Consider the following 25823-nt stretch of genomic DNA (forward strand, 5'->3'; position numbering starts at 1 on the left):
ATTCCCGGGGGAAGCTTGACTTCCCCTTGGGAATCAGTAAGATACGCCCCAGATTCCGCGATAGCTCAGTCGGTAGAGCAAATGACTGTTAATCATTGGGTCCCTGGTTCGAGTCCAGGTCGCGGAGCCAAATACTGAAAACCTCCAGATGCGCAAGCACTGGAGGTTTTTTTATTTCAGCCACAAGCTGCAAGCTTCAAGCTGTAAGAAAAAGAGTAAGCGGCGCAGTCGCTTTTTCTTGCAGCTTGAAGCTTACGGCTTGCAGCTCAAAGCCGCCCGATCGGATAGAACTCGCCGCCGCTCCATACCCCGAGCCAGACCTCACCGTCGATCTCGCGGGACTCCGCCAGCTCCACCAGTTCATAGAACACATTGCGGTGAATCAAGGCTTCAAGGTTGGCCCGTATATGCACGTAGGGCGAAGGTTCCTGTGTCAGCGGATCAATGACGAAACGCAGCGGATGATCCGGACCGGCCTCGACCTGGTCCTCCACATTGCTGGTAAAGCGCAGCACCTGCGCTTCACCACTGCCCTGCACGTCCACGCTGACCGCCACGAACGGCGCATCATCGACCTTGATCCCGACCTTCTCCACCGGCGTGACCAGGAAGTAATCGTCACCGTCACGACGGATGATGGTGGAGAACAGCCGCACCATGGGTTTGCGGCCGATCGGCGTGCCTTGATAGAACCAGGTGCCATCACGGGCGATACGCATGTCGATATCGCCGCAGAAGTCCGGGTTCCACAGGTGCACGGGCGGCAAGCCTTTTTCCGCCTTTGGAATCTGCGCCAGCAGGTCGCCCGCCTTGCCCGTATCCGCCATGCTCAAGCCCCTCAGTTACTCAGTCCCAGAAGAGCACGAGCGTAGTCCTCCAGAGGCTGGGCAAGCAAATCTTCCGGCTTGTTGTCATGGAATGTCAGCAATCCGCCGCGGGTGTGGATGCGCGCCGTGTCGATGAGGTAGCGGGTGCTGGTTTCGATCAGCATCAACTGGATGGTGCCGGTATCGATACCCAGGCGATCCACGGCTTGCTCGTCATACCATTCATCACCGTTGCCGATACGGTTGTCCGCCTTGGCGAAACGGGTATAGAGCAAGTAATGGGCGCCGACGGAGCGCGCTTCGCCCAGCGCATCTTCCAGGCCGATCGGCCCTTGTGCGCGGCGCACCAACGGGAAATATTCGACGAAGCCCTTGAACGCCTCTTCCGCCACCACGTTGGGACGCGGATAGGCCCGACCCGGCGGCACGAAAACGCCCTGGGCGATGAAAATGAACGAGTCGGGTTGCAGGCGCAGCGACATCGAACGCTGGGTATTGCTGTGGTCCAGCAGACCGGCATCGCTCATGTGATAGCGGGTGGCTTCACCCATATCGCTGACATTCATGCAGCCACCCAGCGCGACGAACGCCAGCAGCAGAACCAGGCTACGCATCTTTCCTCCAGAGGCCGGCGACGGAAAACCGGCGGACAGCCCGTGGATGCAGGTTCTGTTCCAGCTTGCCGTCCCTGGAGGGGTTCAACCGCCGATGATCTTCATCACAGTGGCGCCACCAGAAAAGGCCACGCTCTGTTTGTCGCCAAGCGCCTTGACCAGCAGGCCCTGCAACGCCGGCAAAGCCTGGTGGCGAGGCCGGTCGAGCAGGTCGCCGATGTAGTGGCGGTTGCTTGACGACAGGCAACCGTGCAACCAGCCGGTGGAAGAAAGGCGAAGGCGCGAACAGGTACGGCAGAACGGCACGCTCTCGTTGGCGATCACACCGAAACAGCCCTGCCCCGGAATCCGATAGCGCAAGGCAGTGGCATCGATCGGCGCTTCGGCCTGGGCGTACTCATAGCGCTCGCCAATCACTTGCAGCAGGGTCTCCAGGCCGACGAACTGCTGCAGGAAGGCGTTGTTGTCACGTGCCAGGTGGCCCATGCGCATCAACTCGATGAAACGCAGTTCATAGCCGTGCTCCAGGCAATACTCCAGGAGCGGCAGCACCTGGTCGAGGTTCTGCCCGCGCAGCGGCACCATGTTGACCTTGATTTTCATCCCCGCAGCCGCCGCTTGCGCCATGCCATCGAGCACGCTGGGCAGGTCGCCTCCGCGGGAGATGCTGCGAAATGCCTTGGCGTCGAGCGTATCGAGCGACACGTTGAGCCGTCGGATCCCCACCTCGCTCAGCAGCGGCAGCTTGCGCGCCAATAACTGGCCGTTGGTGGTCAGGCTGATGTCGTCCAGGCCGAAGCCGGCCACGGTCCTGAGGAAGGTTTCCAGCTTGGGACTGACCAGCGGTTCGCCGCCGGTTACCCGCAGGCGTTCGATGCCGGCTGCTTCGATCAGCCAGGCCACGCCGCGAGCCAGGGCTTCGGCGGAAAGCTCGTCCTGGGCGGCGACCAGACGCTTGCCGTCGGGCACGCAGTAGGTGCACGCGTAGTTGCAAGCGGCGGTAAGGCTGACACGCAAATTGCGAAAACGCCTGCCTTGACGGTCGACGATCATGGAGAACTCCGGGATGGAATGATTCGGGCCTGCAAAACCTGACTCAAAAATCAGGTTTTTGCAAGCCTCGCCTCCAAAGTATATTCCTGCCCCGTCATCACCGACAGCGACGGTGTCGCAGGCAGGTATCAGTTCGCCGCTGGTTCCGGGTCGCGCTTGCGCTTGTTGCCCATGCGCACGCCGATATCCATCAGGAACTGGAAGAAGCCCTCCTGGTCCTCCAGCACGTTGCTCCAGAATGGCGAGTGGTACAGCGCCACGGCGCCGTGTACCAACGCCCAGGCGGCGCAGTAGTGGAAATACGGCGGTACATCCTCGAGCTTGCCCTCACTGATGCGGCCCTTGATCAGCAGGGTCAGGCGGTCGAAGTTCGAGGCGCGGATCTTGTGCAGTTCCTCGACCATTTCCGGTACCTGGTGCCCCTTGACCACCTTTTCCTCAAGGCGGTCGAACAGGCGGTAGCGCTGAGGATCGCGCATGCGGAACTCGAAGTAGGCGCGCGACAGGGCTTCCTTGTCGCGGTCGACATCGGCGGAGTGCAGCAGTTGGTTCAAATCCCGCTCGTAGTCGAGCATCAGGCGCAGGTAGATCTCCGCCTTGGACTTGAAGTGCTTGTAGATCGTGCCTTTGCCGATACCCACAGCATCAGCGATCATCTCGACGGTGACGCTATCTTCACCCTGTTCGAGAAACAGCTTGAGTGCGGTATCGAGAATCTCTTGCTCACGGCGACGAAATTCACGGACCTTGCGAGGTTCTTTCTGCATAAGAAGGACTGGATCAAAATCGAAGCCAAGTATTATGCCTAACTTGCGGGAAAATGCACGGATCATCCAAGCATGTTCATGGCTTCGAGAACCTTTGCCAGGAGCGATGCGCTCTCAGCAGCGGCGGGCGTATTCCAAATCTGTTTAAAAAACGAGCAGCCTGGGCTGGAAGCCCATCAATCCTGATTAATACTTGAATTGTTGGCGGGGCATATCCCCCAAGTGTCTCGCCGATAAAGGTGATCAGGGAGTGTTCGCCTTTGTTTTACTCCTAATGGTCTTGACCCGGATTCCCCCCCCAGAACCCGGGTTTTTTTTGCCCGTTCGCCGGGCTCAGGCCGCGGACACGCGGGCCAGCGGGAACAGCCGGCGGAAGTTGGCGGTGGTCTGCTCCGCCAGTTGCTCGTAGCGCTCGCCCCGCACCAGGGCAATGAACTCGGCAACATCACGTACGTATTCCGGCAGGTTCGGCTTGCCACGATGGGGAATGGGCGCAAGGTAGGGCGAGTCGGTTTCCACCAGCAGGCGGTCGGCCGGCACCTGGCGCGCGACATCCCGCAGCGCGTCGGCATTGCGGAAGGTGACGATGCCGGACAGGGAAATGTAATAACCAAGATCCAGCGCCGCCCGGGCCATGTCCCAATCCTCGGTGAAACAATGCAGCACACCGGCCTGGGGCAAGTCGGCCTCGCGCAACAGGGCCAGGGTGTCGGCCCGCGCGGCACGGGTGTGGATAACCACCGGCTTGCCGGTGACGCCGGCAGCCTCCAGGTGCAGGCGGAACGAAGCTTGCTGCAACTGCGCCGCGTCCGGCTCGTAGTGATAGTCAAGGCCGGTCTCACCGATGGCCACCACGTTCGGATGGTTCAGCTCCTGCAGCAGCCAGTCCAGCGCCGGCTCGGCCCCCGGTGCCAGGTCCAACGGATGGACGCCCACCGAACAGTCCACATCGGCGTAACGCTCGGCCAGGGCCTTGACCTGGGCGGCATTGTCGGCGCTGACCCCGATGCACAGGAAATGCCCGACCCCACGGGCACGCGCCGCGTCCAGCGCAGCATCCAGGGAGCCATCATGGGCAGCGAGATCAAGACGGTCGAGGTGGCAATGGGAGTCTACGAGCATGGCGAAGTCACGATTCGAAAAGAGAAATTGAGGAAATTCAGCGCTGCCCGGGCAACATGGCCCAGGAAGCCAGCAGGGCCTCCAGCAACAGCAAGCGGTTGAGATTGGCCTTGCCGAGGACTTTCTGACGCTGTTCGAGAATCCAGTCCTGGATCTCCAGCACCCTGCCCTGCGGGCTTTTCTGCGCGAGGTATTGCACGACCTTGCGCATATCGGCCAGGCCAAGGCCCTCCTCATCCTGGGTCAACTGGTAGCGCAGGATCAGGTTCGACCAGTCGCAGAACCAGTCGAACAGGTGCAACAGGGAGACATCCTTCCAGGATTCGGCAAGCTGGCTGGGCGATTGCTGCTGCTTGAGCAGTTTCTTCACCCCGTCGACCACTTGGGCACGGTGCTCCCGCACACCCTGGCCTTGCAGATCGACTGCCATCAGCGGTGACCCGGCGGCCAGGCTCAGCAGCTCGATGCGTTCCTGCTCCTCGCATCCAGGCAGGGCCGAGGCCAGCCAGGCCTGGCTTTCGGCCTCCTTCGGTTGCGGGCAGGCAATCTGCTGGCAGCGACTCTTGATCGTCGGCAGCAAGCGGCTTGGCTGGTGACTGACCAACAACAGAACGGTATCGCCAGAAGGCTCCTCAAGGCTTTTGAGCAAGGCGTTGGCGGCATTTACGTTCATCGCCTCCACCGGCTCGATCAATACCACCTTGCGTCCTCCCAACTGAGCGGTCTGGGTGACGAAGCCGACCAGGTCACGAACCTGGTCGACCTTGATCGGTTTGTCCGCCTCTTCCGGCTCCAGCACGTAGTTGTCAGGGTGACTGCCTGCCGCCAGCAGCATGCATGACTTGCATTGTCCACAAGCCCGGAGTTCCGCAGGACGCTGGCACAACAGCAGCGCCATCAGGTTCTCGGCCAGGGCACGCTTGCCGATTCCCTGGGGACCATGCAGCAGATAGGCATGGGCATGCCGGGCGCGGCCGGCCAATTGCTGCCAGAGCGCCGCCTGCCACGGATACGCTTCAGCCACGGCAACGGTCCACGATCTGCCCGATCAGGCCGTCCAGCGACTGCTGCACCGCTGGCAGCGGCTGCGCCGCATCGATCAGGCAGTAACGTTGCGGGTCGGCCTTGGCCCGGTCGAGGTAGGCCTGGCGCACGGCTTCGAAGAAACCCTGGCCTTCCTGCTCGAACCGGTCCAGGCGCCCCCGGGCGGCGGCCCGGGAAAGGCCGACTTCAACCGGAAGGTCGAACAGCAGCGTCAGGTCAGGCTGCAACCCTTCCTGGACGAACCGTTCGAGCGTGGCGATACGCTCCACGTCCAGGCCACGACCACCTCCCTGGTAGGCATAGGTGGCATCGGTGAAACGATCACAAAGCACCACGGCACCACGAGCCAGGGCCGGGCGGATCACTTCGGCCAGATGCTGGGCCCGGGCGGCGAAGACCAGCAACAGTTCGGTATCGGCATGCATTTTTTCATCACTGGGCGCGAGCAACAGCTCGCGGATCCGCTCGGCCAGGGGAGTGCCGCCCGGTTCGCGGGTCAGCAGCACATCCAGGCCGCGGTCGCGCAGATGCCGCGCCAGATAGTCGCGGTTGGTGCTCTTGCCGGCGCCTTCCGGGCCTTCCAGGGTAATAAACAAACCGCTCACTCGGCGTCCTCGAAAATGGTCATTGCTGGATAGCGTCCCCGGCGGCCGGCGTCTCGACCGGACCAACGGCGGGTGGCACCGCGGGTGCCTCCTGCGGTACGGGCTCGTCCTTCCGGGCCTTGTCATCACCGTTGAGCGGCGCCGGGCTGGAACGATAGTCGGCGCGACGCTTCAACTGATATTCGCGTACCGCCGAGTTGTGGGCGTCGAGATCGTCGGAGAAGACATGGCTGCCATCACCGCGGGCAACGAAATACAGGCTGGTACCGGGCGCAGGATTGAGTGCGGCATGGATCGCCTCGCGACCGACCATGGCGATGGGCGTCGGCGGCAGGCCGCTGATCACGTAGGTGTTATAGGGCGTGGGCTCACGCAGGTCGGCGCGGGTGATCTTGCCGTTGTAGCGCTCGCCCATGCCGTAGATGACGGTAGGGTCGGTCTGCAACTGCATGCCGATCTGCATGCGCCGGACGAACACCCCGGCGATCTGGCCACGCTCATGGGGTACCCCGGTTTCCTTTTCGACCAGCGAGGCCATGATCAGCGCCTGGTAAGGGTCACGATAAGGCAGTTCGGCGGGACGATCGGCCCACTCCTTGGCCAGCACCTCTTCCAGGCGGGCATAGGCCTGTTGCAGCAACTCGACATCGGAGGTGCCGCGAACGAACTTATAGGTATCGGGGAAGAAGCGGCCCTCGGGGAAAACCGTCGGATGACCCAGTTCGTCCATCACCTCGGCATCGCTCATGCCGTCCAGGGTGTGCTTGATCTTTTCATGCCTGGCCAGAGCTGCGCGCACCTGGCGGAAGGTCCAGCCCTCGACCAGGGTCAGGTTGTACTGGACCACGTCGCCACGGCGCCAGGCGTCGAGCAGATCGCGGACGGTCATGCCCGGCGTCATGCGGTACTCACCGGTATGCAGCGCGGTACCGGCCATATTGAAACGCCAGTAAAGACGCAGCCAGAAGGCGTCCTTGATCAGGCCCTGGCCTTCCATGCGATAGAACATGCGATTGGGGTTGGTGCCGGTGGGGACATCCAGCAGTTCCTCGCCACCAAGGTGCAACGGCTGGTCCACCGACGAACTGACCTTCCAGGCGGAATAGCCGAGCACCAGGCCGCCCAGGATCAGGATGATCTCCAGCAGCAACAACAATTTACGTCTCAAAATCAGGCATCCAGCAGCGTGCGGGCGATGGCCTGCAGTTTACGGGTGAGAGGCCCCGGCGACCAGTTCAGCGATGCGAACGAGCGCACCGGCCAGACACCGTAGACACTGTTGCAAAGAAACAATTCATCCGCCTGCTCGAGGTCGTCCAGGGTCAGGTCGCGGATCTGCACGGCAATTCCTTCGCGGCCGGCGGCGTCGAGCAGCGCCGCGCGCATGACGCCTGCCACGCCACAGCGACTCAGGTCAGCGGTAAGCAACTGCCCGCCATGTACCAGGAACAGGTTGCTGTATACCCCTTCGATGACACGACCGGACATATCCAGCATCAATCCTTCAGCGTACTCGGCGCCCTGCCATTCGGCGCGCGCCAGTACCTGTTCCAGGCGATTGAGGTGTTTGAGACCAGCCAATAGCGGCTGCTCGGCAAGGCGGGTGCGACAAGGGAAGAGGCTTACGCCCTGGTCAGCATGTTCAGAGGGATAAACCGGTGCGGGATTGCCCTGGAGAATCCGCCGCGGCATGGCCCCGGCGACAGCTGCGTAACCGCGCTGGCTATCGCCCCGGGTCAGGATCAGCTTGAGCACGCCGTCGCCGAGCAGCACGGCATAGCGGCAGCACTCGTCACGAATCAGTTGGAGATCAACCTCGATGGCCAGGCGCTGGCAACCCAAGGCCAGGCGATCGAGGTGATAATCGAGCAGCGAGGCTTTCCCCGCCTTGACGGCGATGGTCTCGAACAAACCATCGCCATAGGCCAGGCCGCGGCTTTGCAGCGCCAGGGTATCGGCGCCCTGCCCATCGACCCAGGCCTGCATCAGCCGACGAACCGACGGAACACCAGCGAGCCGTTGGTACCGCCAAAACCGAACGAGTTGGACAGCACCACGTCGATTGGCATGTTGCGCGCTTCATGAGGCACGAAGTCGAGGTCGCAGCCGACATCCGGTTCGTCGAGGTTGATGGTTGGCGGCGCCACCTGGCTGTTGATCGCCAGGACGCTGAAGATCGCCTCTACCGCTCCGGCCGCGCCCAGCAGGTGCCCGGTCATGGACTTGGTGGAACTGACCGCCAGGTTGTAGGCGTGCTCGCCGAATACCGACTTGATCGCTGCCACTTCCGCCAGGTCGCCGGCAGGCGTCGAGGTACCGTGGGCATTGATGTAGTTGACCTGCGTCGGATCGACCTGTGCGTCACGCAGCGCATTGGCCATGCAGCGGGCGGCACCGGCACCATCCTCGGGTGGCGAGGTCATGTGGTAGGCATCGCCGCTCATGCCGAAACCGACCAGTTCGGCATGGATGGTCGCACCGCGGGCCTTGGCGTGCTCCAGCTCTTCGAGCACCAGGGCACCGGAACCGTCGGACAGGACGAAACCGTCGCGGCCCTTGTCCCAGGGACGGCTGGCGCGGGTCGGGTTGTCGTTGCGCGTGGACAGCGCACGGGAGGCGCCGAAGCCGCCCATGCCGAGGCCGCAAGCGGCCATCTCGGCACCGCCGGCAATCATCACGTCGGCTTCGCCGAAAGCGATGTTGCGCGCGGCCATGCCGATACAGTGCGTACCGGTGGTGCAGGCGGTGGCGATGGCATAGTTTGGCCCCTGCACACCCAGATGGATGGACAGGAAACCGGAAATCATGTTGATGATCGAGCCAGGCACGAAGAAGGGCGAAATGCGCCGCGGACCTTGCTCGTGCAAGGTACGACTGGTGTCTTCGATATTGGTCAGGCCGCCGATGCCCGAGCCCATGGCCACGCCAATGCGCTCACGGTTGGCATCGGTGACTTCCAGGCCGGCATTGCGCACCGCCTGAAAACCGGCCGCCAGGCCGTACTGGATGAACAGGTCGAGTTTGCGAGCTTCCTTGAGCGACAGGTACTGCTCGACATCGAAGCCCTTCACCGAGCCACCGAAGCGGGTGGAATAGGCAGAAAGGTCAGTATGCTCGATCAGACCGATGCCACTGCGGCCAGCCAGAATGCCCTGCCAACTGCTCGGTACATCGGTACCCAGTGGCGACAGCATGCCCATACCGGTGACCACGACGCGTCTACGCGACACAGCGCTCTCCTTTTTCTATATGTCTACATCTCTTGCAAAGAAAAAACCGCACGCCAGCAAAGGCAGTGCGGTTTTTCCCTGACAAGAAGTAACGACTAAAGCAGTCTTAGCCCTGGTGGCTGTTGACGTAGTCGATAGCAGCTTGAACAGTAGTGATCTTCTCGGCTTCTTCGTCAGGAATCTCGGTCTCGAATTCCTCTTCCAGAGCCATCACCAGCTCAACGGTGTCAAGCGAATCGGCACCCAGGTCCTCAACGAAGGAAGACTCTGGCTTCACTTCTTCTTCCTTGACGCCCAGTTGCTCGGCAACGATTTTCTTGACGCGTTCTTCGATGGTGCTCATACCTTGTTTTCACTCCTAATGGACATATGTCAGGCAGCTGGCCGGTGTGTAAGTTTATAGAAAGGCGCCTGCTTTTCAAGCTAAACGCGCCCTCCTGCATCGCACCTGCCGCTACCCCTGGAATTTGGTTGCAGCTTTATAACGGATTTTAGTCAGCACGTATGACATTTTTTTAAAACAATCCGTCACATTTAACTACATGTACATCCCGCCGTTGACCGGAATGGTTGCGCCGGTCACGTAAGCCGCACCGTCGGAAGCCAGGAATGCGACCACCTTGGCGATCTCATCGGCCTGGCCCAGACGGCCCAGCGGAATTTGCGTCTGCAGCGCTTCACGCTGCGCTTCAGGCAGCTCACGGGTCATATCGGTGTCGATAAAGCCCGGAGTCACCGAGTTCACGGTGATGGCGCGGGAACCCACTTCGCGGGCCAGCGCGCGGCTGAAGCCCTCCAGGCCAGCCTTGGCGGCAGCGTAGTTGGCCTGACCGGCGTTGCCCATGGCACCCACCACCGAACCGATGCTGATGATACGGCCCCAGCGCGCCTTGGTCATGCCGCGCAGGACCCCCTTGGACAGACGGTAGAGGCTGTTCAGGTTGGTATCGATGACATCGAACCACTCGTCATCCTTCATGCGCATCATCAGGTTGTCGCGAGTGATGCCGGCGTTGTTGACCAGGATAGCCGGCGCACCGAACTGCTCCTGGATGGTCGCCAGGACCGCGCTGACGGATTCGTCGCTGGTGACGTTCAGTTCCAGGCCGGTACCGGTGATGCCATGCTCCTTGAGGGTAGCGGCGATACGCTCGGCGCCGGACGCAGAGGTAGCGGTACCGATCACGGTAGCGCCCAGGCGACCCAGCTCCAGGGCGATGGCCTGGCCGATGCCACGGCTTGCGCCAGTGACCAGTGCAACTTTACCTTGCAGACTCATGCAGGCTCTCCTAATCAGGCCAGCGCCGCGCGAGTGGCGGCGAAGGCATCCGGGGTATTGAGGTTGTGGGTGGTCACGCCGTCGGCGCACCGCTTGTTGAGACCGGCAAGCACCTTGCCAGGACCGCACTCGACCAGTTGCACCGCGCCCTGGGCAGCCAGGGTCTGCACGCACTCGACCCAACGGACCGGCTTGTACAGCTGCTCCAGCAGGTCGCGCTTGAGGGCATCCAGGTCAGCCGGCACCGCCGCGCTGACGTTCTGCACCACGGGAATGGCCGGGGCCTTCCACTCGATGGCGCTCACCGACTCGGCGAAGCGCTCGGCGGCCGGACGCATCAGTTCGCAGTGCGATGGCACGCTGACTGCCAGTGGCAGGGCACGCTTGGCACCACGGGCCTTGCAGCCCTCCATGGCACGATCGACCGCAGCCTTGGCGCCGGCGATGACCACCTGCCCCGGCGAGTTGAAATTGACGGCGCTGACTACTTCGCCCTGGGCCGCTTCGGCACAGATGGCTACGACATCGGCGTCATCCAGGCCGAGGATGGCAGCCATGGCGCCCTGCCCGGCCGGAACGGCTTCCTGCATCAGTTGACCGCGACGCTCGACCAGCCTGACCGCATCGGCCAGGCTCAGGCTGCCAGCGGCGACCAATGCACTGTATTCACCCAGGCTGTGACCGGAGACGAATGCCGGACGCGCACCACCCTCCGCCAGCCACAGGCGCCACAGGGCAACCGAAGCGGTCAGGATGGCAGGCTGGGTTTTATCGGTTTGGTTGAGTTGCTCTTCCGGACCCTGCTGGACCAGCGCCCAGAGATCGTAGCCCAGAGCCTCGGAGGCCTCACGGAAGGTCTCGATGACCAGTGGATACTGGGCGCCCAGCTCGGCGAGCATGCCGAGGGACTGCGAACCTTGACCGGGAAAGACGAATGCGAGGGATGCAGACATTGAACAAGCCCCTAGTGATCTTGTCGTCGAAAATGAGTGTCCAGCCGTAGCTGGACACAAGAAAATCGAAAGTTGGATGGTAACGAGAACCAAGCGGTCACATTTAACCACTTCCCGGCGATTATGCCTAAAGCAACAGATCCTCGAGTCGACCGTGCAAACGCTCGGGCAGGTTTTCCTGGATTTCGATCAGGGCCCGCTGGATTGCACTCTGGAAACCCTGCACACCGGCGGAACCATGGCTCTTGATGACGATGCCCTGGAGCCCGAGGAAACTTGCGCCATTGTGTCGCGCCGGCGCCAGGTCAGCCTGCAGGCGCTTGAGCAGCGGCATCGCCATGGCCCCGACCAGGCGCGATGCCATGCTGCTACGGAACAGCGCTTCGATACGGGCGCCGATCATGGTCGCCAGGCCCTCGCTGGATTTGAGCAGGATATTGCCGACGAAGCCGTCGCACACCACCACGTCGGCTTCGCCGCGATACAACCCGTCGCCCTCGATGAAACCGATGTAGTTCAGGCCGCGGGCCTGCTGCAGCAGATTGGCCGCCAGCTTGACCTGCTGGTTGCCCTTGATGTCCTCGGTACCGACATTCAGCAGCGCCACCCGCGGGCGGGAGATCCCCAGGGCCTGGGCTGCCACCGAGCCCATCACGGCGAACTGGTAGAGATGCTCGGCACTGCAATCGACATTGGCGCCAAGGTCGAGCAACTGGCAGTAGCCGGTGCGGGTCGGGATCGCCGCGACCATGGCTGGACGATCGATGCCGGGCAGGGTCTTCAGCACATAGCGTGAAAGCGCCATCAAGGCGCCGGTATTGCCGGCACTGACGCAGGCCTGAACCTTGCCATCGCGCAATAATTCGAGAGCGACGCGCATCGACGAATCGGGCTTGCCACGCAACGCCTGGGAGGGCCGCTCATCCATGCCGATCACTTCGCTCGCCGCAACAATCTGCAGCCGCGCGCGATCCGCTGCCGACTGGCCAGCGATCAGATCTTCAAGGAGGGAGGGTTGACCGACGAGGGTCAGGTGAAGCGAGGGGGTAGCCGAGAGACAAGCGAGACTTGCCTGGACAATGCTGCGGGGACCGAAGTCCCCGCCCATTGCGTCGATCGCAATGATCTGAGCGGACAAGGATTACTCGTCAGCGCCCTTGTCGATCACTTTACGGCCACGGTATACGCCTTCTGGCGAAACGTGGTGACGCAGGTGAACTTCACCGGTGGTTTTCTCTACGGACAGGGCGTTGGCTTCGAGGGCATCGTGCGAACGGCGCATGTCACGGGCAGAGCGGGATTTTTTGTTCTGCTGAACAGCCATAATTGATTAACTCCTAAACGTTTGGGTCACGCTTTAACTGCGCCAATACACTGAACGGGTTGGACCGCTTTACCTCGTCCTCGCTCGGTTCGGGCTCATCGGCGCCCGCCGGCTGCTGGCATTCTTCCGGATGATGAGCAGGCACGATGGGCAAGGCGAGCAACAGCTCTTCCTCGACCAGCGCCCGCAGATCCAAAGGATCCTCGCCCAGTTCCAGCACGTCATAACCTTTCGGCAACGACTGGGTATTCGCACCCTCCTTCACCACGGCGTAAGTACACTCGCTGTGGATCGGCAGGGTGACCAGCTCAAGACAACGCTGGCAAACCATCTTGACCTCGACGTTCAGGTCGGTGTGGAAAACCACCGCGCCCTGCTCGTCTCGCTCAAAATCGAATTTGGCCTGCACCGTACCGACATTGTCGGAAAGCGGGTCGCAGAGTCTCTCCAAATCGGCGAGCGGTACGCTTCCTTCGATGGAAACGCCACGATCGGCCAATTTGCGCGGGTCAACGTGAGGTGGAATCGGGTCATTCAACATAGGCGCAGCATTCTAGGGATGCCCCCCGCCCCTGTCAAAGGAAATTCCGTCCCGGCCCAACATGTTAGAATCGGCGAACCTGCACTGGAGTATTTCATGCTACCGCTGATACTGGCTTCCAGCTCACCCTACCGGCGCGAATTGCTGGCGCGCCTGCATCTGCCATTCGATTGGGCCTCGCCGGATATCGACGAACGGCGCATCGACGACGAGCCCGCCGTCGACCTGGTCAAGCGCCTCGCCCGGGAAAAGGCCCTGGCCCTGGCCGACCGGCATCCGGCGCACCTGATCATCGGCTCCGACCAGGTGGCAGTACTCGGCGAGCAGATCCTCGGCAAACCGCACACGTTCGACAAGGCCTGCGAGCAGTTGCTGGCAGCAAGCGGAAACCATGTCACCTTCCTGACCGGGGTCGCCCTGCTCAACAGTGCAACCGGTGAATGCCAGGTGGACTGCGTTCCGTTCAGCGTGCACATGCGCGACCTGGACCTGCCGCGCATCGAGCGCTATCTGCGCATCGAGCAACCCTACGATTGCGCTGGCAGCTTCAAATGCGAAGGGCTGGGTGTCAGCCTGTTCCAGGACACCCACGGCTGCGACGCGACCAGCCTGATCGGACTGCCGCTGATTCGTCTGGTGGATATGCTGATAAAGGAAGGCGTGAGCGTACCCTGAGCAGCAAAAGCACTGCGGACCTTGTGGGAGCGGGTTTACCCGCGATTGCTGTAGTGAACTCACCATAGCAATCGCGGGTCAACCCGCTCCCACAGGGTACGCGTCGCGCCTTGGAACTGTCTCTGTGCGACAGCGCAATCTGAAAGACTGGGCGGACTCCCACAGGTTTTGTGTCCAGCTTGATGCCCAACAAAAAGCCGACCATCGAGGTCGGCTTTTTATCAGCAGGAAAGAATCAGCGCAGGCTCGGCCCCTGGAACCCCATCCACATCGCCAGGTGCTCGGCGACGCTGGCCCCGAGGCGCTTGGAGAAGCGATCGAACGGCGACTCCTCGATGGTGAAGTCCACAAGATCCTTTTCACCCACCACTTCCCTGGCCACATAGCCAGCACTGCCCAGGGCATCCACCAGCCCCAGATCCACAGCCTGCTCGCCAGACCAGATCAACCCACTGAACAGCTCGGGATGTTCCTTGTCCTTCAAGCGCTCCCCTCGCCCCTGCTTGACGCTGGCGATGAACTGCTTGTGGGTGGTATCCAGCACACCCTGCCAGAACGCAGTCTCCTCGGGCTTCTGCGGCTGGAATGGATCAAGGAACGCCTTGTGCTCGCCGGCAGTGTAGGTACGGCGCTCGACCCCAAGCTTCTCCATGGCGCCGACAAACCCGTATCCGGCCGCGGTAACGCCGATGGAACCGACCAGGCTTGCCTTGTCGGCATAGATCTGGTCTGCCGCGCTGGCAATGTAGTAGGCACCCGACGCACCGAGATCGGTGATCACCGCATACAGCTTGATCTGCGGATATTCGCCACGCAGGCGGCGGATTTCGTCATACACGTAACCCGCCTGCACAGGACTGCCGCCCGGGCTATTGATGCGCAGCACGACGGCCTTGGTCTTGGGATCCTTGAACGCCGCACGCAGGCTGCCGATGATGTTGTCGGCACTGGCCTCTTCCTTGTCGGCAATGACCCCGCGCACCTCGACCAACGCCGTGTGCCCGGCACCTCCGACAGCACCCTTCTCCATCTTCGCCAGAGGCGAGAACAGGAAGAGGATGCCGAACAGATAAAGGAACGTCAGCAACTTGAAGAAGATCCCCCAGCGCCGCGCCCTGCGCTGTTCCTGGACGCTGGCCAGCAAGGTCTTTTCCAGCAACTTCCAGCTTTTCTGCTCTTCGTCGTTTTCTTCGCGAGGCGCTTTCCACTCGTCGACCATGCTTTACCTACCCTGGAAATACCGGTGTAGCCGCCCGGGCAAGCCAGGCCGGCAACTGTGAGAAGTGTTCGATAGACAACTGCGGACGGTGAACGCTCAACGTCTCCAGCGACATGGCACCATACCCCACCGCGACCGAATGCATCCCGGCGTTCTGCGCCATGAGCAGGTCGAAGGACGAGTCACCGACCATCAGCGACCGCGACGCCGGGACCCGGCAGTGCGCCATGATCTCTTCCAGCATCAGCGGATGCGGCTTGCCGCGGGTTTCGTCGGCAGCGCGGGTGATATCGAAGAAATCCTCCCAACCATTGGCCTTGAGCACCCGATCCAGCCCGCGCCGGGCCTTGCCGGTGGCGACGGCCAGGCGGTAGCCCTCGGTGCGAAAGGCGTCCAGCGCCTCGACCACGCCCGGGAACAACGGCGAAGGCTGGTCATCGAGGGCCATGTAGATGTCCGCGTAGTGCTGACGGAAAGCCATGACTTCGGCCTCGACCAGTTGCGGATACAAGGTACTGATGGCTTCGGGCAGGGCCAGGCCGATGATGCCCTTGACTGCCTCGTCGCTGCACAACGGATAACCGGCACGCTCGGCGGAGGCATGCATGGCCTCGACGATACGACCGATGGAGTCGGCCAGCGTACCGTCCCAATCGAAGATCAGCAGGTCGTAGTCACGTTGCACTCAGGCGCTCCACGGTCTGGGCCCACATCTCGTCCACCGGCGCCTCGAGCTTGAGCTCACCGCCATCTGGCAAGGGTACGACCAGGGCATAGGCATGCAGGAACAGGCGCTTGCCACCCAGCTCGCGGATCTCCCGGGTAAAGTCCTCGTCGCCGTACTTGCTGTCACCGGCGATGGCATGCCCGGCGTGCAGGGCATGGACCCGAATCTGGTGGGTGCGACCGGTGATCGGGCGGGCCTCGACCATGGTGGCGAAGTCACCGAAGCGGCGCAGCACGCGGAAGACCGTCAGTGCCTCCTTGCCCTCGTCATTGACTTCAACCATTCGCTCTCCGGAGCGCAGATTGCTCTTGAGCAATGGCGCATTGACCTGCTTCTTGCCGGTCGCCCAATGACCACGAACCAGCGCCATGTAGCGCTTGTCCACGCCATCGCCACGCAAGGCGGCGTGCAGGTGGCGCAGCATGCTGCGCTTCTTGGCGATCATCAGAAGGCCGGAGGTGTCGCGGTCGAGACGATGAACCAGCTCCAGCTCCTTGGCATCCGGGCGCAACTGACGGAAGGCTTCGATCACCCCGAAGCTCAGGCCGCTACCGCCATGCACGGCGATGCCGGCCGGCTTGTTCAGCACGATCAGCGCCTTGTCTTCATAGACGATCGCCGCCTCGAGCCGCTGCAGCAGCCCCTGGGCCACCGGCACCGGCTCGTCGCGCTCGGGCAGGCGTACGGGCGGCACACGCACGATATCGCCGGACTGGATCTTGTATTCGGGCTTGATGCGCCCCTTGTTCACCCGCACTTCACCTTTGCGCAAAATGCGATAAATCAAGGTCTTGGGTACGCCCTTGAGAACATTGACAAGGAAGTTATCGATACGCTGGCCGGCAAGTTCCGGCGGGACTTCGATCAGCTGGACGCTGGAAGTCTGGGGGGTAGAGGTCGTCATTTGGCGGATCATAACAATTTTTTATGGATTTGAAGCACTTAATGATTGCTGCTATAGTCGCGAACGCCGCCAAAAGCGGCTGGCCAGCGGACCAATGGCTTCAAGCCGGCCCTGACCGACGCAATTCTCGAGGACGCGAGGCCGTCCGACGGGGCTTTCGCCAGTTTACAGAAATGCCTGGAATCGCCACCAGCGCCGATGAGAGAAGACCGATAAAAAACAACAAGAGCGGCTTTTGACCCTCCCTTTCCGTTTTTTTTCGATGCCACTCTTCTCAGTGCCAACGCTTTCACGCAGTCATGGCGGATGCTTCGGAAATACCTGCCTTAGCCATAAACTGCGCGGGCTCCCGTATGGAGCCGGCGATAAATGCAACCCGTTGCGGATTCAGCGCGCGGCAGCACCCGATTATCAGGGATACGTGTAGGGTGGAGATGCACAACCGTCGGACCGTGTAGTACCGCGTCCCGGCCTCAGCGCCGGACCTGGTCTCGAAACAGGATGCCCACCGGGCGTCCACGGACGAAGGCTGATTCCTCCTCCTGACTGACGTGCATATGACACAACAGCAAGCAGGACGCGTCGTCGCGGCCTCGGCAACACTGGTCACCAGTCAGCCGGAAGTCGCTGGACACGGGATGGCCCGCCACCCCTGACGCACCTGACACCGACCGTGAGAAGTCGTGTGTGCCGAACGCCGTTTCCGGCAGCCCGGAAACCGACGGTATTACATGAAAAGAATGCTGATTAACGCGACTCAACCCGAAGAGTTGCGTGTTGCTCTGGTAGACGGCCAGCGCCTCTACGACCTGGACATCGAGTCCGGTGCGCGCGAGCAGAAGAAGGCCAATATCTACAAAGGCCGGATCACCCGTATCGAACCCAGCCTTGAAGCCGCTTTCGTCGACTTCGGCTCCGAACGCCATGGCTTCCTGCCACTCAAGGAAATCTCCCGCGAATACTTCAAGAAGAACCCGGAAGGCCGGGTCAACATCAAGGAAGTACTGAGCGAAGGCCAGGAAGTCATTGTCCAGGTCGAAAAAGAGGAGCGTGGCAACAAGGGCGCAGCCCTGACCACCTTCATCAGCCTTGCCGGCCGCTACCTGGTACTGATGCCGAACAACCCGCGTGCCGGCGGGATTTCCCGTCGCATCGAAGGCGAAGAACGCAATGAACTGCGCGAGGCCCTGAACGGCCTGGTTGCTCCGGCCGACATGGGCCTGATCGTGCGCACTGCCGGCCTCGGTCGCAGCAGCGAAGAAATGCAGTGGGACCTCGACTACCTGCTGCAACTCTGGACCGCGATCAAGGAAGCCTCCCAGGACCGCGCCGCGCCCTTCCTGATCTACCAGGAAAGCAACGTCATCATCCGCGCCATCCGCGACTACCTGCGCCAGGACATCGGCGAAGTGCTGATCGACAGCATCGATGCCCAGGAAGAAGCCCTGACCTTCATCCGCCAGGTGATGCCGCAGTACGCCAGCAAGATCAAGCTGTACGAAGACAGCGTCCCGCTGTTCAACCGTTTCCAGATCGAAAGCCAGATCGAGACCGCCTTCCAGCGCGTGGTCGACCTGCCGTCCGGCGGCTCGATCGTGATCGATCCGACCGAAGCCCTGGTGTCGATCGACATCAACTCGGCGCGTGCCACCAAAGGTAGCGATATCGAGGAAACCGCCCTGCAGACCAACCTGGAGGCGGCCGAGGAAATCGCCCGCCAACTGCGTCTGCGCGACATCGGCGGCCTGATCGTCATCGACTTCATCGACATGACCCCGGCCAAGAACCAGCGCGCCGTGGAAGAAAAAGTCCGCGAGTGTCTGGAAGCCGACCGCGCCCGCGTCCAGGTCGGCCGCATCTCGCGCTTCGGCCTGCTGGAAATGTCCCGCCAGCGCCTGCGCCCGTCCTTGGGCGAAAGCAGCGGCATCGTCTGCCCGCGCTGCAGCGGCACCGGTATCATCCGTGACGTCGAGTCGCTGTCGCTGGCGATCCTGCGCCTGATCGAAGAAGAGGCTCTGAAGGACCGCACCGCCGAGGTTCGTGCGCAGGTGCCGATCCCGGTCGCCGCATTCCTGCTCAACGAAAAGCGCAACTCGATCACCAAGATCGAACTGCGCACCCGCGCGCGCATCATCATCCTGCCGAACGATCACCTGGAGACGCCGCACTTCGAAGTCCAGCGCCTGCGTGATGACAACCCGGAAGCCCTGAGCGCCCAGTCCAGCTACGAGATCGCTGCTGCCGAGGTCGAGGAAGCGCCGCAAGCCGCCGCCACCCGCACCCTGGTTCGCCAGGAAGCCGCAGTGAAGACCGCACCGGCCCGCGGCAACGCCCCGGTCGCCGCCGAGCAGCCTGAAGCAGCCGCTCCTGCAGCGCCTGCCCACGTCGCGCCGGAACCAAGCCTGTTCAAGGGCCTGGTCAAGTCGCTGGTGAGCCTGTTCGCCGGCAGCAAGGAAGAGCCAGTCGCGCCTGCTGCTGCCGCGAAGCCAGCCACCACCGAGCGTCCGCAACGCAACGAAGAGCGCCGCAACGGTCGCCAGCAGAGCCGCAACCGCAACGGCCGCCGCGATGAAGATCGCAAGCCGCGCGAAGAGCGTGCCGAGCGTGCACCGCGTGAAGAGCGCCAGCCTCGCGAGGAACGCGCGCCACGGGAAGAGCGTCAGCCGCGTGAAGAGCGCGCACCACGTGAAGAGCGCCAGCAACGTGCTCCGCGTGAAGAGCGTCGTCCTCGTGAAGATCGCCCGGTCCGCGAACTGCGTGAACCACTGGATGCTGCTCCGGTCGCACCAGTCGTTCGTGAAGAGCGTCCTGAGCGTGCCCCGCGTGAAGAGCGTGCACCTCGCGAAGAACGCGCACCGCGTGAAGAGCGTCAACCTCGTGAAGAACGCGCCCCGCGGGAAGAGCGTCAACCTCGCGAAGAGCGTGCTCCACGCGAAGAACGTGCACCTCGTGAAGAGCGCCAACCGCGCCCACCGCGCGAAGAGCGCCAGCCACGCCCTGCCGAGCAGGCTGCCGAAGCTGCCGAGGAGCAACTGCCGAACGAAGAACTGCTGCAGGACGACAACCAGGAAGGCGCCGAAGGCGAACGTCCACGTCGTCGCTCCCGTGGCCAGCGTCGTCGCAGCAACCGCCGTGAGCGTCAGCGTGATGCCAATGGCGAACTGATCGAAGGCGGCGAAGAAGCCTCTGAAGAAGGCCAGGAGCCAAGCACTGCCGAACTGGCTGCCGGCCTGGCCGTGACCGCTGCGGTCGCCACCACTGCCATCAGCGCCAACGCCGAAGCCGAGGCTCACGCCCAGGCCGAACGCGCTACCGCCAAGGTCGAGGAAAGCGCTCCACAGGTCGAACCTGCGCCAGTGCAATCCCAGGCCGCCGAGATCGCCGAAGTGGCCGAGGCCGTGAAACCGGCCGAAGCAGCGGCTGAAACGAGCATTGCCCCTGCGGTCGAGCAACCGGCTGCCGTCGTCGAAGCCGTCGAGCCGAGCGTCGAGCCAGTGGTCGAAGTGACTCCACAGCCTGTCGAGCAGCCTGCCGAAGTGGCCACGCCTGTGGTTGAAGCGGCTCCGGCCGTGGAAGCCGCGCCTGAGCCAGTCGTTGCCCAGGAGCAGCCGCAAGCCCAGGAACCGGTCGTCGAGGTTCAGCCAGTGGTTGAAACGCCAGCGCCAGCCGTTGCCGAGGAAACCCCGGCAGCAGTGGTCGAGGCTCCAGTCGCCGAGCCGGCCCCCGTCGAAGCGCCTGTCGTGACTACCTCGAACGGCCGCGCCCCGAATGATCCGCGTGAAGTCCGCCGTCGCAAGCGTGAAGCCGAAGCAGCAGCTGCTGCCGCGGCCGCCGCAGCGGCTGAGGCCCAAGCCCAGGTCACCGAGGAAGCCCCGAAAGCCCTGGAAACCACCGAAGAGCACAAACCGCACTTCTGATTTCCAAAGGCTGAAAAAAAGCCCCGCCAGTGAAAACTGGCGGGGCTTTTTATTATCTTGGCCGAAAGAACAACCGAGGACCCTGTGGGAGCTGGCTTGCCAGCGATGGCGGTGGTGACTTCAACTACCAATCGCTGGCAAGCCAGCTCCCACAGGTTCCGTGCAGGGCTTTTAATACAGATTCGGCTCCATCTCGAGTTCGACACCAAACCGCTCGAGAACGTCGCCGGGCCAGTTCGGCACTGACTTCTGATTTCCAAAGGCTGAAAAAACCCCCACCAGTGAAACTGGCGGGGCTTTTTAATGAGACAGATCCAAAGAAAAACGCGGTCCCTGTGGGAGCTGGCTTGCCAGCGATGGCGGTGGTGACTTCAACTACCAATCGCTGGCAAGCCAGCTCCCACAGGTTCCGTGCAGGGCTTTTAATACAGATTCGGCTCCATCTCGAGTTCGACACCAAACCGCTCGAGAACGTCGCCCTGGATCTTCTGCGCCAGCTCATGCACCTGCTCGCCAGTCGCCTGGCCATAGTTCACCAGCACCAGCGCCTGCATCCTGTGCACACCGGCATCGCCGTCGCGATAACCTTTCCAGCCCGCCTCCTCGATCAACCAGCCCGCTGCCAGCTTCACCCGACCGTCGGCCTGTGGATAAGCCACGACACCCGGATGCTGGTCACGAATGCACTGGGCCAGTTCGGCACTGACCACCGGATTCTTGAAGAAACTTCCAGCATTGCCCAGCGTGGCCGGGTCCGGCAGTTTCTCTGCGCGAATGCTGCAGATCGCCTCGCTGACATCCCTGGCCGTCGGCTGCGTGATGCCCTGGTCTGCCAGGCGCTGACGCACCGGGCCGTAATCCAGATGCAGCGCCCCAACCCGGCTGAGCGCAAAACGCACCCGAAGAATGATCCAGCGTCCCGGATTTCGCTTGAAGTGGCTGTCACGGTAGGCGAACTCGCACTCCTCCAGGCTGAACTCACGCAGATCGCCTGTCTGGCGATCCAGCGCGGTCAACCCGGCGAAGACATCCTTGATCTCGACACCATAGGCGCCGATGTTCTGCATCGGGGCAGCACCGACGGTACCTGGGATCAGGCTAAGGTTTTCCAGCCCGGCCAGGCCCTGCTCCAGAGTCCACTGCACGAACGGATGCCACGGCTCCCCCGCCTCGGCCTCGACCACCACTCGCTCGCCATCATCCGAGAGCACGCGGACGCCGCTGCTGTTCATGCGCAGGACCAACGCGGTGACGTCCCGGGTCAGCAAAAGGTTGCTGCCACCGCCAATCACCAGGACCGGCAGGTCCTCACTGGCGGCATAGGCCAGCAATTGACGGACATCGTCGTCACTACGGGCCTGGGCGAAATGAAGCGCCTCGGCGTCGATCCCGAAGCTGTTGTACGGCTTGAGGGAAACCTGCGATTCAACCTTGGCGCTCATAGCCGCCCCTTCAATTCGCTGACCAGGCCGCGACAGGCCGCTTCGATCAGATCAAGCACATGCTCGAAGCCCTGCTCGCCGCCGTAGTAAGGATCCGGCACCTCTTCCAGGGCGCCTTCGTAGCGGCGCAGGAACAGGTCCAGCTCGGCACTGGCGTGACCCGGGCGCATCGCCTGGAGATTGGCCAGATTGCTCTTGTCCATGGCCAGGATCAGGTCATAACGGGTGAAGTCCTCCACGCTGACCTGCTGCGCCCGCTGGGCCGACAGATCGTAGCCACGCAACTGGGCGGCGCGACGGGTGCGGCTGTCCGGCGGGTTGCCGACATGCCAGTCGCCGGTGCCCGCCGACGCCACATGGATCACCTCGGCCAGCCCAGCCTCGGCCAATTGATGACGCAATACGCCTTCAGCGGTCGGCGAGCGGCAGATATTGCCCAGGCAAACGAAGAGGACGCGCATCAGGCCTCCAGCAAGCGCCGCACGCGCTCGAGGTCTTCGGCCGTATCGACACCCACGGGCGGTGCTTCCAGGGCATCGGCGACATGGATACGCACGCCATGCCAGAGCGCGCGCAACTGCTCCAGTGCTTCAGTCTGTTCCAGCCAGCACGGGCCCCAGCCAACGAAGTCCTGGAGGAAGCCGGCACGGTAGGCATACATGCCGATATGCCGACGGTAGGGCACCCCAGCCGGCAGTTGCTGGCGATCCCGGGCCAGCGCGTCACGGGCCCAAGGCAGCGGCGCACGGCTGAAGGTCAGGGCCAGCCCGTTGCAATCGGCGACCACCTTGACCACGTTCGGATTGAACAATGCCTCGACCGATTCGAGGGGCTCGCCAAGCGTAGAGATGCCCGCTTCCGGATGGGCAGCCAGGTTGGCGGCCACCTGGTCGATGATCGACGGCGGGATCAGCGGCTCGTCGCCCTGCACGTTGACCACGATGGCATCGGCAGGCAAGTCCAGCGCGGCCGCCACTTCGGCAAGGCGGTCGGTACCGGATTCGTGGTCCGCGCGGGTCAGCAGGACCTCGGCACCGAAGGCCTTGCAGGCCTCGACGATGCTGGCATCGTCGGTGGCGATGACCACGCGGGCGGCGCTGCTCTTGCGCGCCTGTTCCCAGACATGCTGGATCATCGGCTTGCCGGCGATCGCCAGCAGCGGTTTGTTCGGCAGGCGCGTAGAACGCAGGCGCGCCGGGATCACCACGGTGAAGACCAGGCTCATTTATCCAGGCGCTCATCGTCGGTCAGGGTACGGGCTTCGCTTTCCAGCATCACCGGGATACCGTCGCGGATCGGATAGGCCAGGCCGGCACCCTTGCTGATCAGCTCGGTCTTGTCGGCGCTGAGCTTGAGCGGGCCCTTGGTGATCGGGCAAGCGAGGATATCGAGCAGTTTGGTGTCCATGGTGTGTTCCTCAGGCCTGTGGCCGAAACGAAATAGATCAGGGTTGCCGGCTATCCGGCAGCAATCGCGCCAGGCGCTCGTCGAGCCAGCTCACGAAGGCCGGCGACGGCTGCGCATCGACGGCAAGATACCACCAGTCATCCCCGGCGAAACTGCGACATTTCACGGCATCCTTCTCGGTCATCACCAGCGGCAGCGATGGCACGAACGCCAGGGCTTCGCCGCTGAACACGGCATGATCGGCGAAAGGATGCTCGACGGGAGCCCAGCCCAGCGTGCGCAAGGTATCGAAGAAGCGCTGCGGATTGCCGATACCGGCCACCGCATGCAGCGCCTGCCCAGCGGGAAAATGATCCAGCGGCCGGCGCTCGCCACTGCGCAGGTTGACCAGCGCCGTGGGTTGCAAGGTAAAGGCGTAACCGTCGTCGCGATCGGCCAGCGCACCGTTGTACAGCAGGGCATCGACCTCGCCCAGGCGCTCCACCGGTTCGCGCAGCGGACCGGCGGGCAGGCAGCGGCGATTGCCGAGACCACGGGCGGCGTCGATCAGCACCAGTTCCAGATCGCGGGCCAGACGGTAATGTTGCAGACCGTCGTCACACAGGATCAGGTCCAGCGGCTCGGCTTCGAGCAAGGCGCGCACGGCCCGGGAGCGGTCGGGGTCGATCATCAGCGGCACACCGCTGCGCTGCACGATCAGCAGGGGTTCGTCGCCGGCATGGGCGGCCGGCTGGTCGGCGCGTACCCGCCAGGGCAATTGCGGCGGCCTGGCGCCATAGCCACGGCTGACCACGCCGACCTTCAGCCCGCGCTGGCGAAAATGCTCGACGAGAAACAGGATCAGCGGCGTCTTGCCGGTGCCGCCCACGGTAATGTTGCCCACCACCAGCACCGGCACCGGCGCGCGGTAGATGCGGCCCTCGCCTGCCAGGAAGCGCTGGCGCTTGCCGCGCACGATCCTGCGGTAGAGGGCTTCGAGAGGAGACAGCAGGGCGAGCAGCGGGTGGCCCTTGTACCAGGCCTCCAGCAGGCGGTCCGAGAAAGCCATCAGGGCGTCCCCGGTGCGGCCTCGACCGTGGTCATGCGCAAATGGCTGAAGCCGAGCTTGCCGGCCGCGTCCATCGCCGTCACCACCGCCTGGTGCGGAGTCTTGCCATCGGCGCTGATCGCCAGCGGCAGCTTGGTATCACCGCCAGACTCCTTCTGCAGGGCCTCGGTCAGGGTCGCCAGGTCGCTCTTGGGCAGCAGGTGATTGTTCACCGAATAGACACCTTCGGCGCTGATGGTGATTTCCACCAGTTTCTGCTCGGATTCCGGCATCGGCGCGCCGCTGGAGGCTTCCGGCAGTTCGACGCGCAATTGCGTCTCGCGGGTGAAGGTGGTGGTGACCACGAAGAACAGCAAGAGGATGAACACCACGTCGATCAACGACGCCAGGTTGATATCCACGTTCTCGCGTTGCTTGCGCCGGAATTTCACGCTTTGCCCCCGGCCAGGTCGACATCGCGGTCGCCCTGCAGCACTTCGACCAGCTTGATCGCCTCCTGCTCCATCCCCACCACCAGCTCATCGATGCGGCGCTGCAGGAATCGGTGGAAGAACACCGCCGGGATGCCGACCATCAGGCCTGCGGCGGTGGTGATCAGCGCCTTGGAAATGCCGCCGGCGAGCACGGCTGCGTTGGCCGTCATGCCCGAGCCCATGAACGAGCTGAAGATGTCGATCATCCCCAGCACGGTGCCGAGCAGGCCGAGCAACGGTGCCATGGCGGCGATGGTGCCGAGGGCGTTGATATAGCGCTCCAGCTCATGGATGACCCGGGCGGCGGCTTCCTCGATGCATTCCTTCATGATTTCACGACCATGACGGGAATTGGCCAGGCCGGCGGCAAGGATCTCGCCCAGCGGCGAATCGGCCCGCAGTTCCTTGAGTTTTTCGGTGCTCAGTTGCTTGTCCTTGATCCAGCGCCAGACCTGCCCAAGCAGGTGCGGCGGGGTCACGCGGGCGGCACGCAGGGTCCACAGGCGTTCGGCAACGATAGCCATGGCGGCGATGGAACTCAGAATGATCGGCAGCATCATCCAACCACCGGACTTGACCAATTCCCACACTGTAAGGACCCCCTCGGAAAAAGTTCTGCACTCTACCATAGGGGGCCATGGCTGCCGAAGGC

Annotated in this window: 28 protein-coding genes and 1 tRNA gene; 3 read left to right on the top strand and 26 right to left on the bottom strand. The window is 62.7% G+C overall.

What is annotated here, in order from left to right; genetic code table 11:
* The first annotated feature begins 54 nt into the window (after nt 1-54).
* Nucleotides 55-130: transfer RNA gene (locus N7650_RS22545), tRNA-Asn, on the top strand.
* 136 nt (nt 131-266) lie between these two features.
* On the opposite strand, the gene N7650_RS22550 is transcribed toward N7650_RS22545, so the two are convergent.
* From N7650_RS22550 to N7650_RS22625, 16 genes are all read right to left on the bottom strand, one after another.
* Entirely contained in the window at nt 267-827 is a 561-nt protein-coding gene (locus tag N7650_RS22550; RefSeq protein ID WP_279900085.1) for a DUF1285 domain-containing protein, read from the bottom strand.
* An 11-nt stretch (nt 828-838) separates the two neighbouring features.
* Nucleotides 839-1441, bottom strand: a complete 603-nt coding sequence (locus N7650_RS22555) for a DUF4823 domain-containing protein (RefSeq protein WP_064304868.1) — start codon at nt 1439-1441, stop codon at nt 839-841.
* A gap of 84 nt (nt 1442-1525) precedes the next feature.
* A complete protein-coding gene (locus N7650_RS22560) occupies nt 1526-2494 on the bottom strand; it encodes a radical SAM protein (RefSeq protein WP_009406814.1) in 969 nt (322 codons plus the stop codon).
* Nucleotides 2495-2622: 128 nt separating this feature from the next.
* Complete coding sequence (locus N7650_RS22565) at nt 2623-3261, bottom strand: TetR/AcrR family transcriptional regulator (protein ID WP_009406816.1); 639 nt, start codon at nt 3259-3261, stop codon at nt 2623-2625.
* Nucleotides 3262-3594: 333 nt separating this feature from the next.
* A complete protein-coding gene (locus N7650_RS22570; RefSeq protein ID WP_009406818.1) occupies nt 3595-4383 on the bottom strand; it encodes a TatD family hydrolase in 789 nt (262 codons plus the stop codon).
* Nucleotides 4384-4420: 37 nt separating this feature from the next.
* Nucleotides 4421-5407, bottom strand: a complete 987-nt coding sequence (locus N7650_RS22575) for a DNA polymerase III subunit delta' (RefSeq protein ID WP_279900086.1) — start codon at nt 5405-5407, stop codon at nt 4421-4423.
* On the bottom strand, nt 5400-6032 hold the full coding sequence (tmk, locus tag N7650_RS22580; RefSeq protein WP_279900087.1) for a dTMP kinase: 633 nt from the start codon (nt 6030-6032) through the stop codon (nt 5400-5402). Before tmk ends, N7650_RS22575 begins: the two co-directional genes overlap by 8 nt.
* Before the next feature lie 19 nt (nt 6033-6051).
* Nucleotides 6052-7200 carry an endolytic transglycosylase MltG gene (gene mltG, locus N7650_RS22585; protein WP_279900088.1) on the bottom strand — a complete coding sequence of 383 codons (1149 nt, stop codon included), beginning with the start codon at nt 7198-7200 and terminating at the stop codon, nt 6052-6054.
* Nucleotides 7201-7202: 2 nt separating this feature from the next.
* Nucleotides 7203-8018, bottom strand: a complete 816-nt coding sequence (gene pabC / locus N7650_RS22590) for an aminodeoxychorismate lyase (protein ID WP_279900089.1) — start codon at nt 8016-8018, stop codon at nt 7203-7205.
* The gene (gene fabF / locus N7650_RS22595) at nt 8018-9262 is read right to left on the bottom strand and encodes a beta-ketoacyl-ACP synthase II (RefSeq protein WP_279900091.1); all 1245 of its coding nucleotides are present in this window, start codon (nt 9260-9262) and stop codon (nt 8018-8020) included. Before fabF ends, pabC begins: the two co-directional genes overlap by 1 nt.
* Nucleotides 9263-9368: 106 nt before the next feature.
* A complete protein-coding gene (gene acpP, locus N7650_RS22600; RefSeq protein ID WP_009406829.1) occupies nt 9369-9605 on the bottom strand; it encodes an acyl carrier protein in 237 nt (78 codons plus the stop codon).
* A gap of 195 nt (nt 9606-9800) precedes the next feature.
* The gene (fabG, locus tag N7650_RS22605; RefSeq protein ID WP_009406831.1) at nt 9801-10541 is read right to left on the bottom strand and encodes a 3-oxoacyl-ACP reductase FabG; all 741 of its coding nucleotides are present in this window, start codon (nt 10539-10541) and stop codon (nt 9801-9803) included.
* 14 nt (nt 10542-10555) lie between these two features.
* Nucleotides 10556-11494, bottom strand: coding sequence for an ACP S-malonyltransferase (gene fabD / locus N7650_RS22610; RefSeq protein WP_279900093.1), 939 nt, complete (start codon nt 11492-11494; stop codon nt 10556-10558).
* 127 nt (nt 11495-11621) lie between these two features.
* Nucleotides 11622-12602 (bottom strand): phosphate acyltransferase PlsX, encoded by a 981-nt coding sequence (plsX, locus tag N7650_RS22615; RefSeq protein ID WP_064305031.1) that lies wholly within the window; start codon nt 12600-12602, stop codon nt 11622-11624.
* Nucleotides 12603-12635: 33 nt separating this feature from the next.
* Complete coding sequence (gene rpmF, locus N7650_RS22620; protein ID WP_009406838.1) at nt 12636-12818, bottom strand: 50S ribosomal protein L32; 183 nt, start codon at nt 12816-12818, stop codon at nt 12636-12638.
* A 13-nt stretch (nt 12819-12831) separates the two neighbouring features.
* Nucleotides 12832-13359 carry a YceD family protein gene (locus N7650_RS22625; protein WP_064304877.1) on the bottom strand — a complete coding sequence of 176 codons (528 nt, stop codon included), beginning with the start codon at nt 13357-13359 and terminating at the stop codon, nt 12832-12834.
* Between the two features lie 96 nt (nt 13360-13455).
* Between N7650_RS22625 and N7650_RS22630 the strand changes: the two genes are divergently transcribed.
* A complete protein-coding gene (locus N7650_RS22630) occupies nt 13456-14034 on the top strand; it encodes a nucleoside triphosphate pyrophosphatase (RefSeq protein WP_009406842.1) in 579 nt (192 codons plus the stop codon).
* 235 nt (nt 14035-14269) lie between these two features.
* On the opposite strand, the gene N7650_RS22635 is transcribed toward N7650_RS22630, so the two are convergent.
* The 3 genes from N7650_RS22635 to rluC are packed head-to-tail and all read right to left on the bottom strand — an operon-like array spanning nt 14270 to nt 16884.
* On the bottom strand, nt 14270-15253 hold the full coding sequence (locus N7650_RS22635) for a S49 family peptidase (protein ID WP_009406844.1): 984 nt from the start codon (nt 15251-15253) through the stop codon (nt 14270-14272).
* Between the two features lie 7 nt (nt 15254-15260).
* Entirely contained in the window at nt 15261-15938 is a 678-nt protein-coding gene (locus N7650_RS22640) for an HAD family hydrolase (protein ID WP_279900097.1), read from the bottom strand.
* On the bottom strand, nt 15928-16884 hold the full coding sequence (rluC, locus tag N7650_RS22645; protein ID WP_279900098.1) for a 23S rRNA pseudouridine(955/2504/2580) synthase RluC: 957 nt from the start codon (nt 16882-16884) through the stop codon (nt 15928-15930). Before rluC ends, N7650_RS22640 begins: the two co-directional genes overlap by 11 nt.
* 731 nt (nt 16885-17615) lie before the next feature.
* On the opposite strand from rluC, the gene rne reads away from it, so the two are divergent.
* Nucleotides 17616-20801: a ribonuclease E gene (gene rne, locus N7650_RS22650; protein ID WP_279900100.1), complete on the top strand. Its 3186-nt coding sequence runs from the start codon at nt 17616-17618 to the stop codon at nt 20799-20801.
* Between the two features lie 422 nt (nt 20802-21223).
* On the opposite strand, the gene murB is transcribed toward rne, so the two are convergent.
* Genes murB through N7650_RS22685 form a run of 7 tightly spaced genes read right to left on the bottom strand, consistent with a single transcriptional unit; the run spans nt 21224 to nt 25761 of the window.
* Nucleotides 21224-22243 carry a UDP-N-acetylmuramate dehydrogenase gene (murB, locus tag N7650_RS22655; protein ID WP_279900102.1) on the bottom strand — a complete coding sequence of 340 codons (1020 nt, stop codon included), beginning with the start codon at nt 22241-22243 and terminating at the stop codon, nt 21224-21226.
* On the bottom strand, nt 22240-22704 hold the full coding sequence (locus tag N7650_RS22660; RefSeq protein WP_279900104.1) for a low molecular weight phosphotyrosine protein phosphatase: 465 nt from the start codon (nt 22702-22704) through the stop codon (nt 22240-22242). Before N7650_RS22660 ends, murB begins: the two co-directional genes overlap by 4 nt.
* Nucleotides 22704-23468: a 3-deoxy-manno-octulosonate cytidylyltransferase gene (gene kdsB, locus N7650_RS22665; RefSeq protein ID WP_009406872.1), complete on the bottom strand. Its 765-nt coding sequence runs from the start codon at nt 23466-23468 to the stop codon at nt 22704-22706. Before kdsB ends, N7650_RS22660 begins: the two co-directional genes overlap by 1 nt.
* A complete protein-coding gene (locus N7650_RS22670; protein WP_003247142.1) occupies nt 23465-23650 on the bottom strand; it encodes a Trm112 family protein in 186 nt (61 codons plus the stop codon). Before N7650_RS22670 ends, kdsB begins: the two co-directional genes overlap by 4 nt.
* A gap of 37 nt (nt 23651-23687) precedes the next feature.
* Nucleotides 23688-24698: a tetraacyldisaccharide 4'-kinase gene (lpxK, locus tag N7650_RS22675; protein WP_009406886.1), complete on the bottom strand. Its 1011-nt coding sequence runs from the start codon at nt 24696-24698 to the stop codon at nt 23688-23690.
* Nucleotides 24698-25129 carry a biopolymer transporter ExbD gene (locus tag N7650_RS22680; protein WP_009406888.1) on the bottom strand — a complete coding sequence of 144 codons (432 nt, stop codon included), beginning with the start codon at nt 25127-25129 and terminating at the stop codon, nt 24698-24700. The genes lpxK and N7650_RS22680 overlap by 1 nt, the downstream gene beginning before the upstream one ends.
* Nucleotides 25126-25761, bottom strand: a complete 636-nt coding sequence (locus N7650_RS22685) for a MotA/TolQ/ExbB proton channel family protein (protein ID WP_009406890.1) — start codon at nt 25759-25761, stop codon at nt 25126-25128. The genes N7650_RS22680 and N7650_RS22685 overlap by 4 nt, the downstream gene beginning before the upstream one ends.
* Between the last annotated feature and the right edge of the window lie 62 nt (nt 25762-25823).

It is taken from the genome of Pseudomonas sp. GD04058 (assembly GCF_029836855.1).
Classification (GTDB): Bacteria; Pseudomonadota; Gammaproteobacteria; order Pseudomonadales; family Pseudomonadaceae; genus Aquipseudomonas; species Aquipseudomonas bharatica.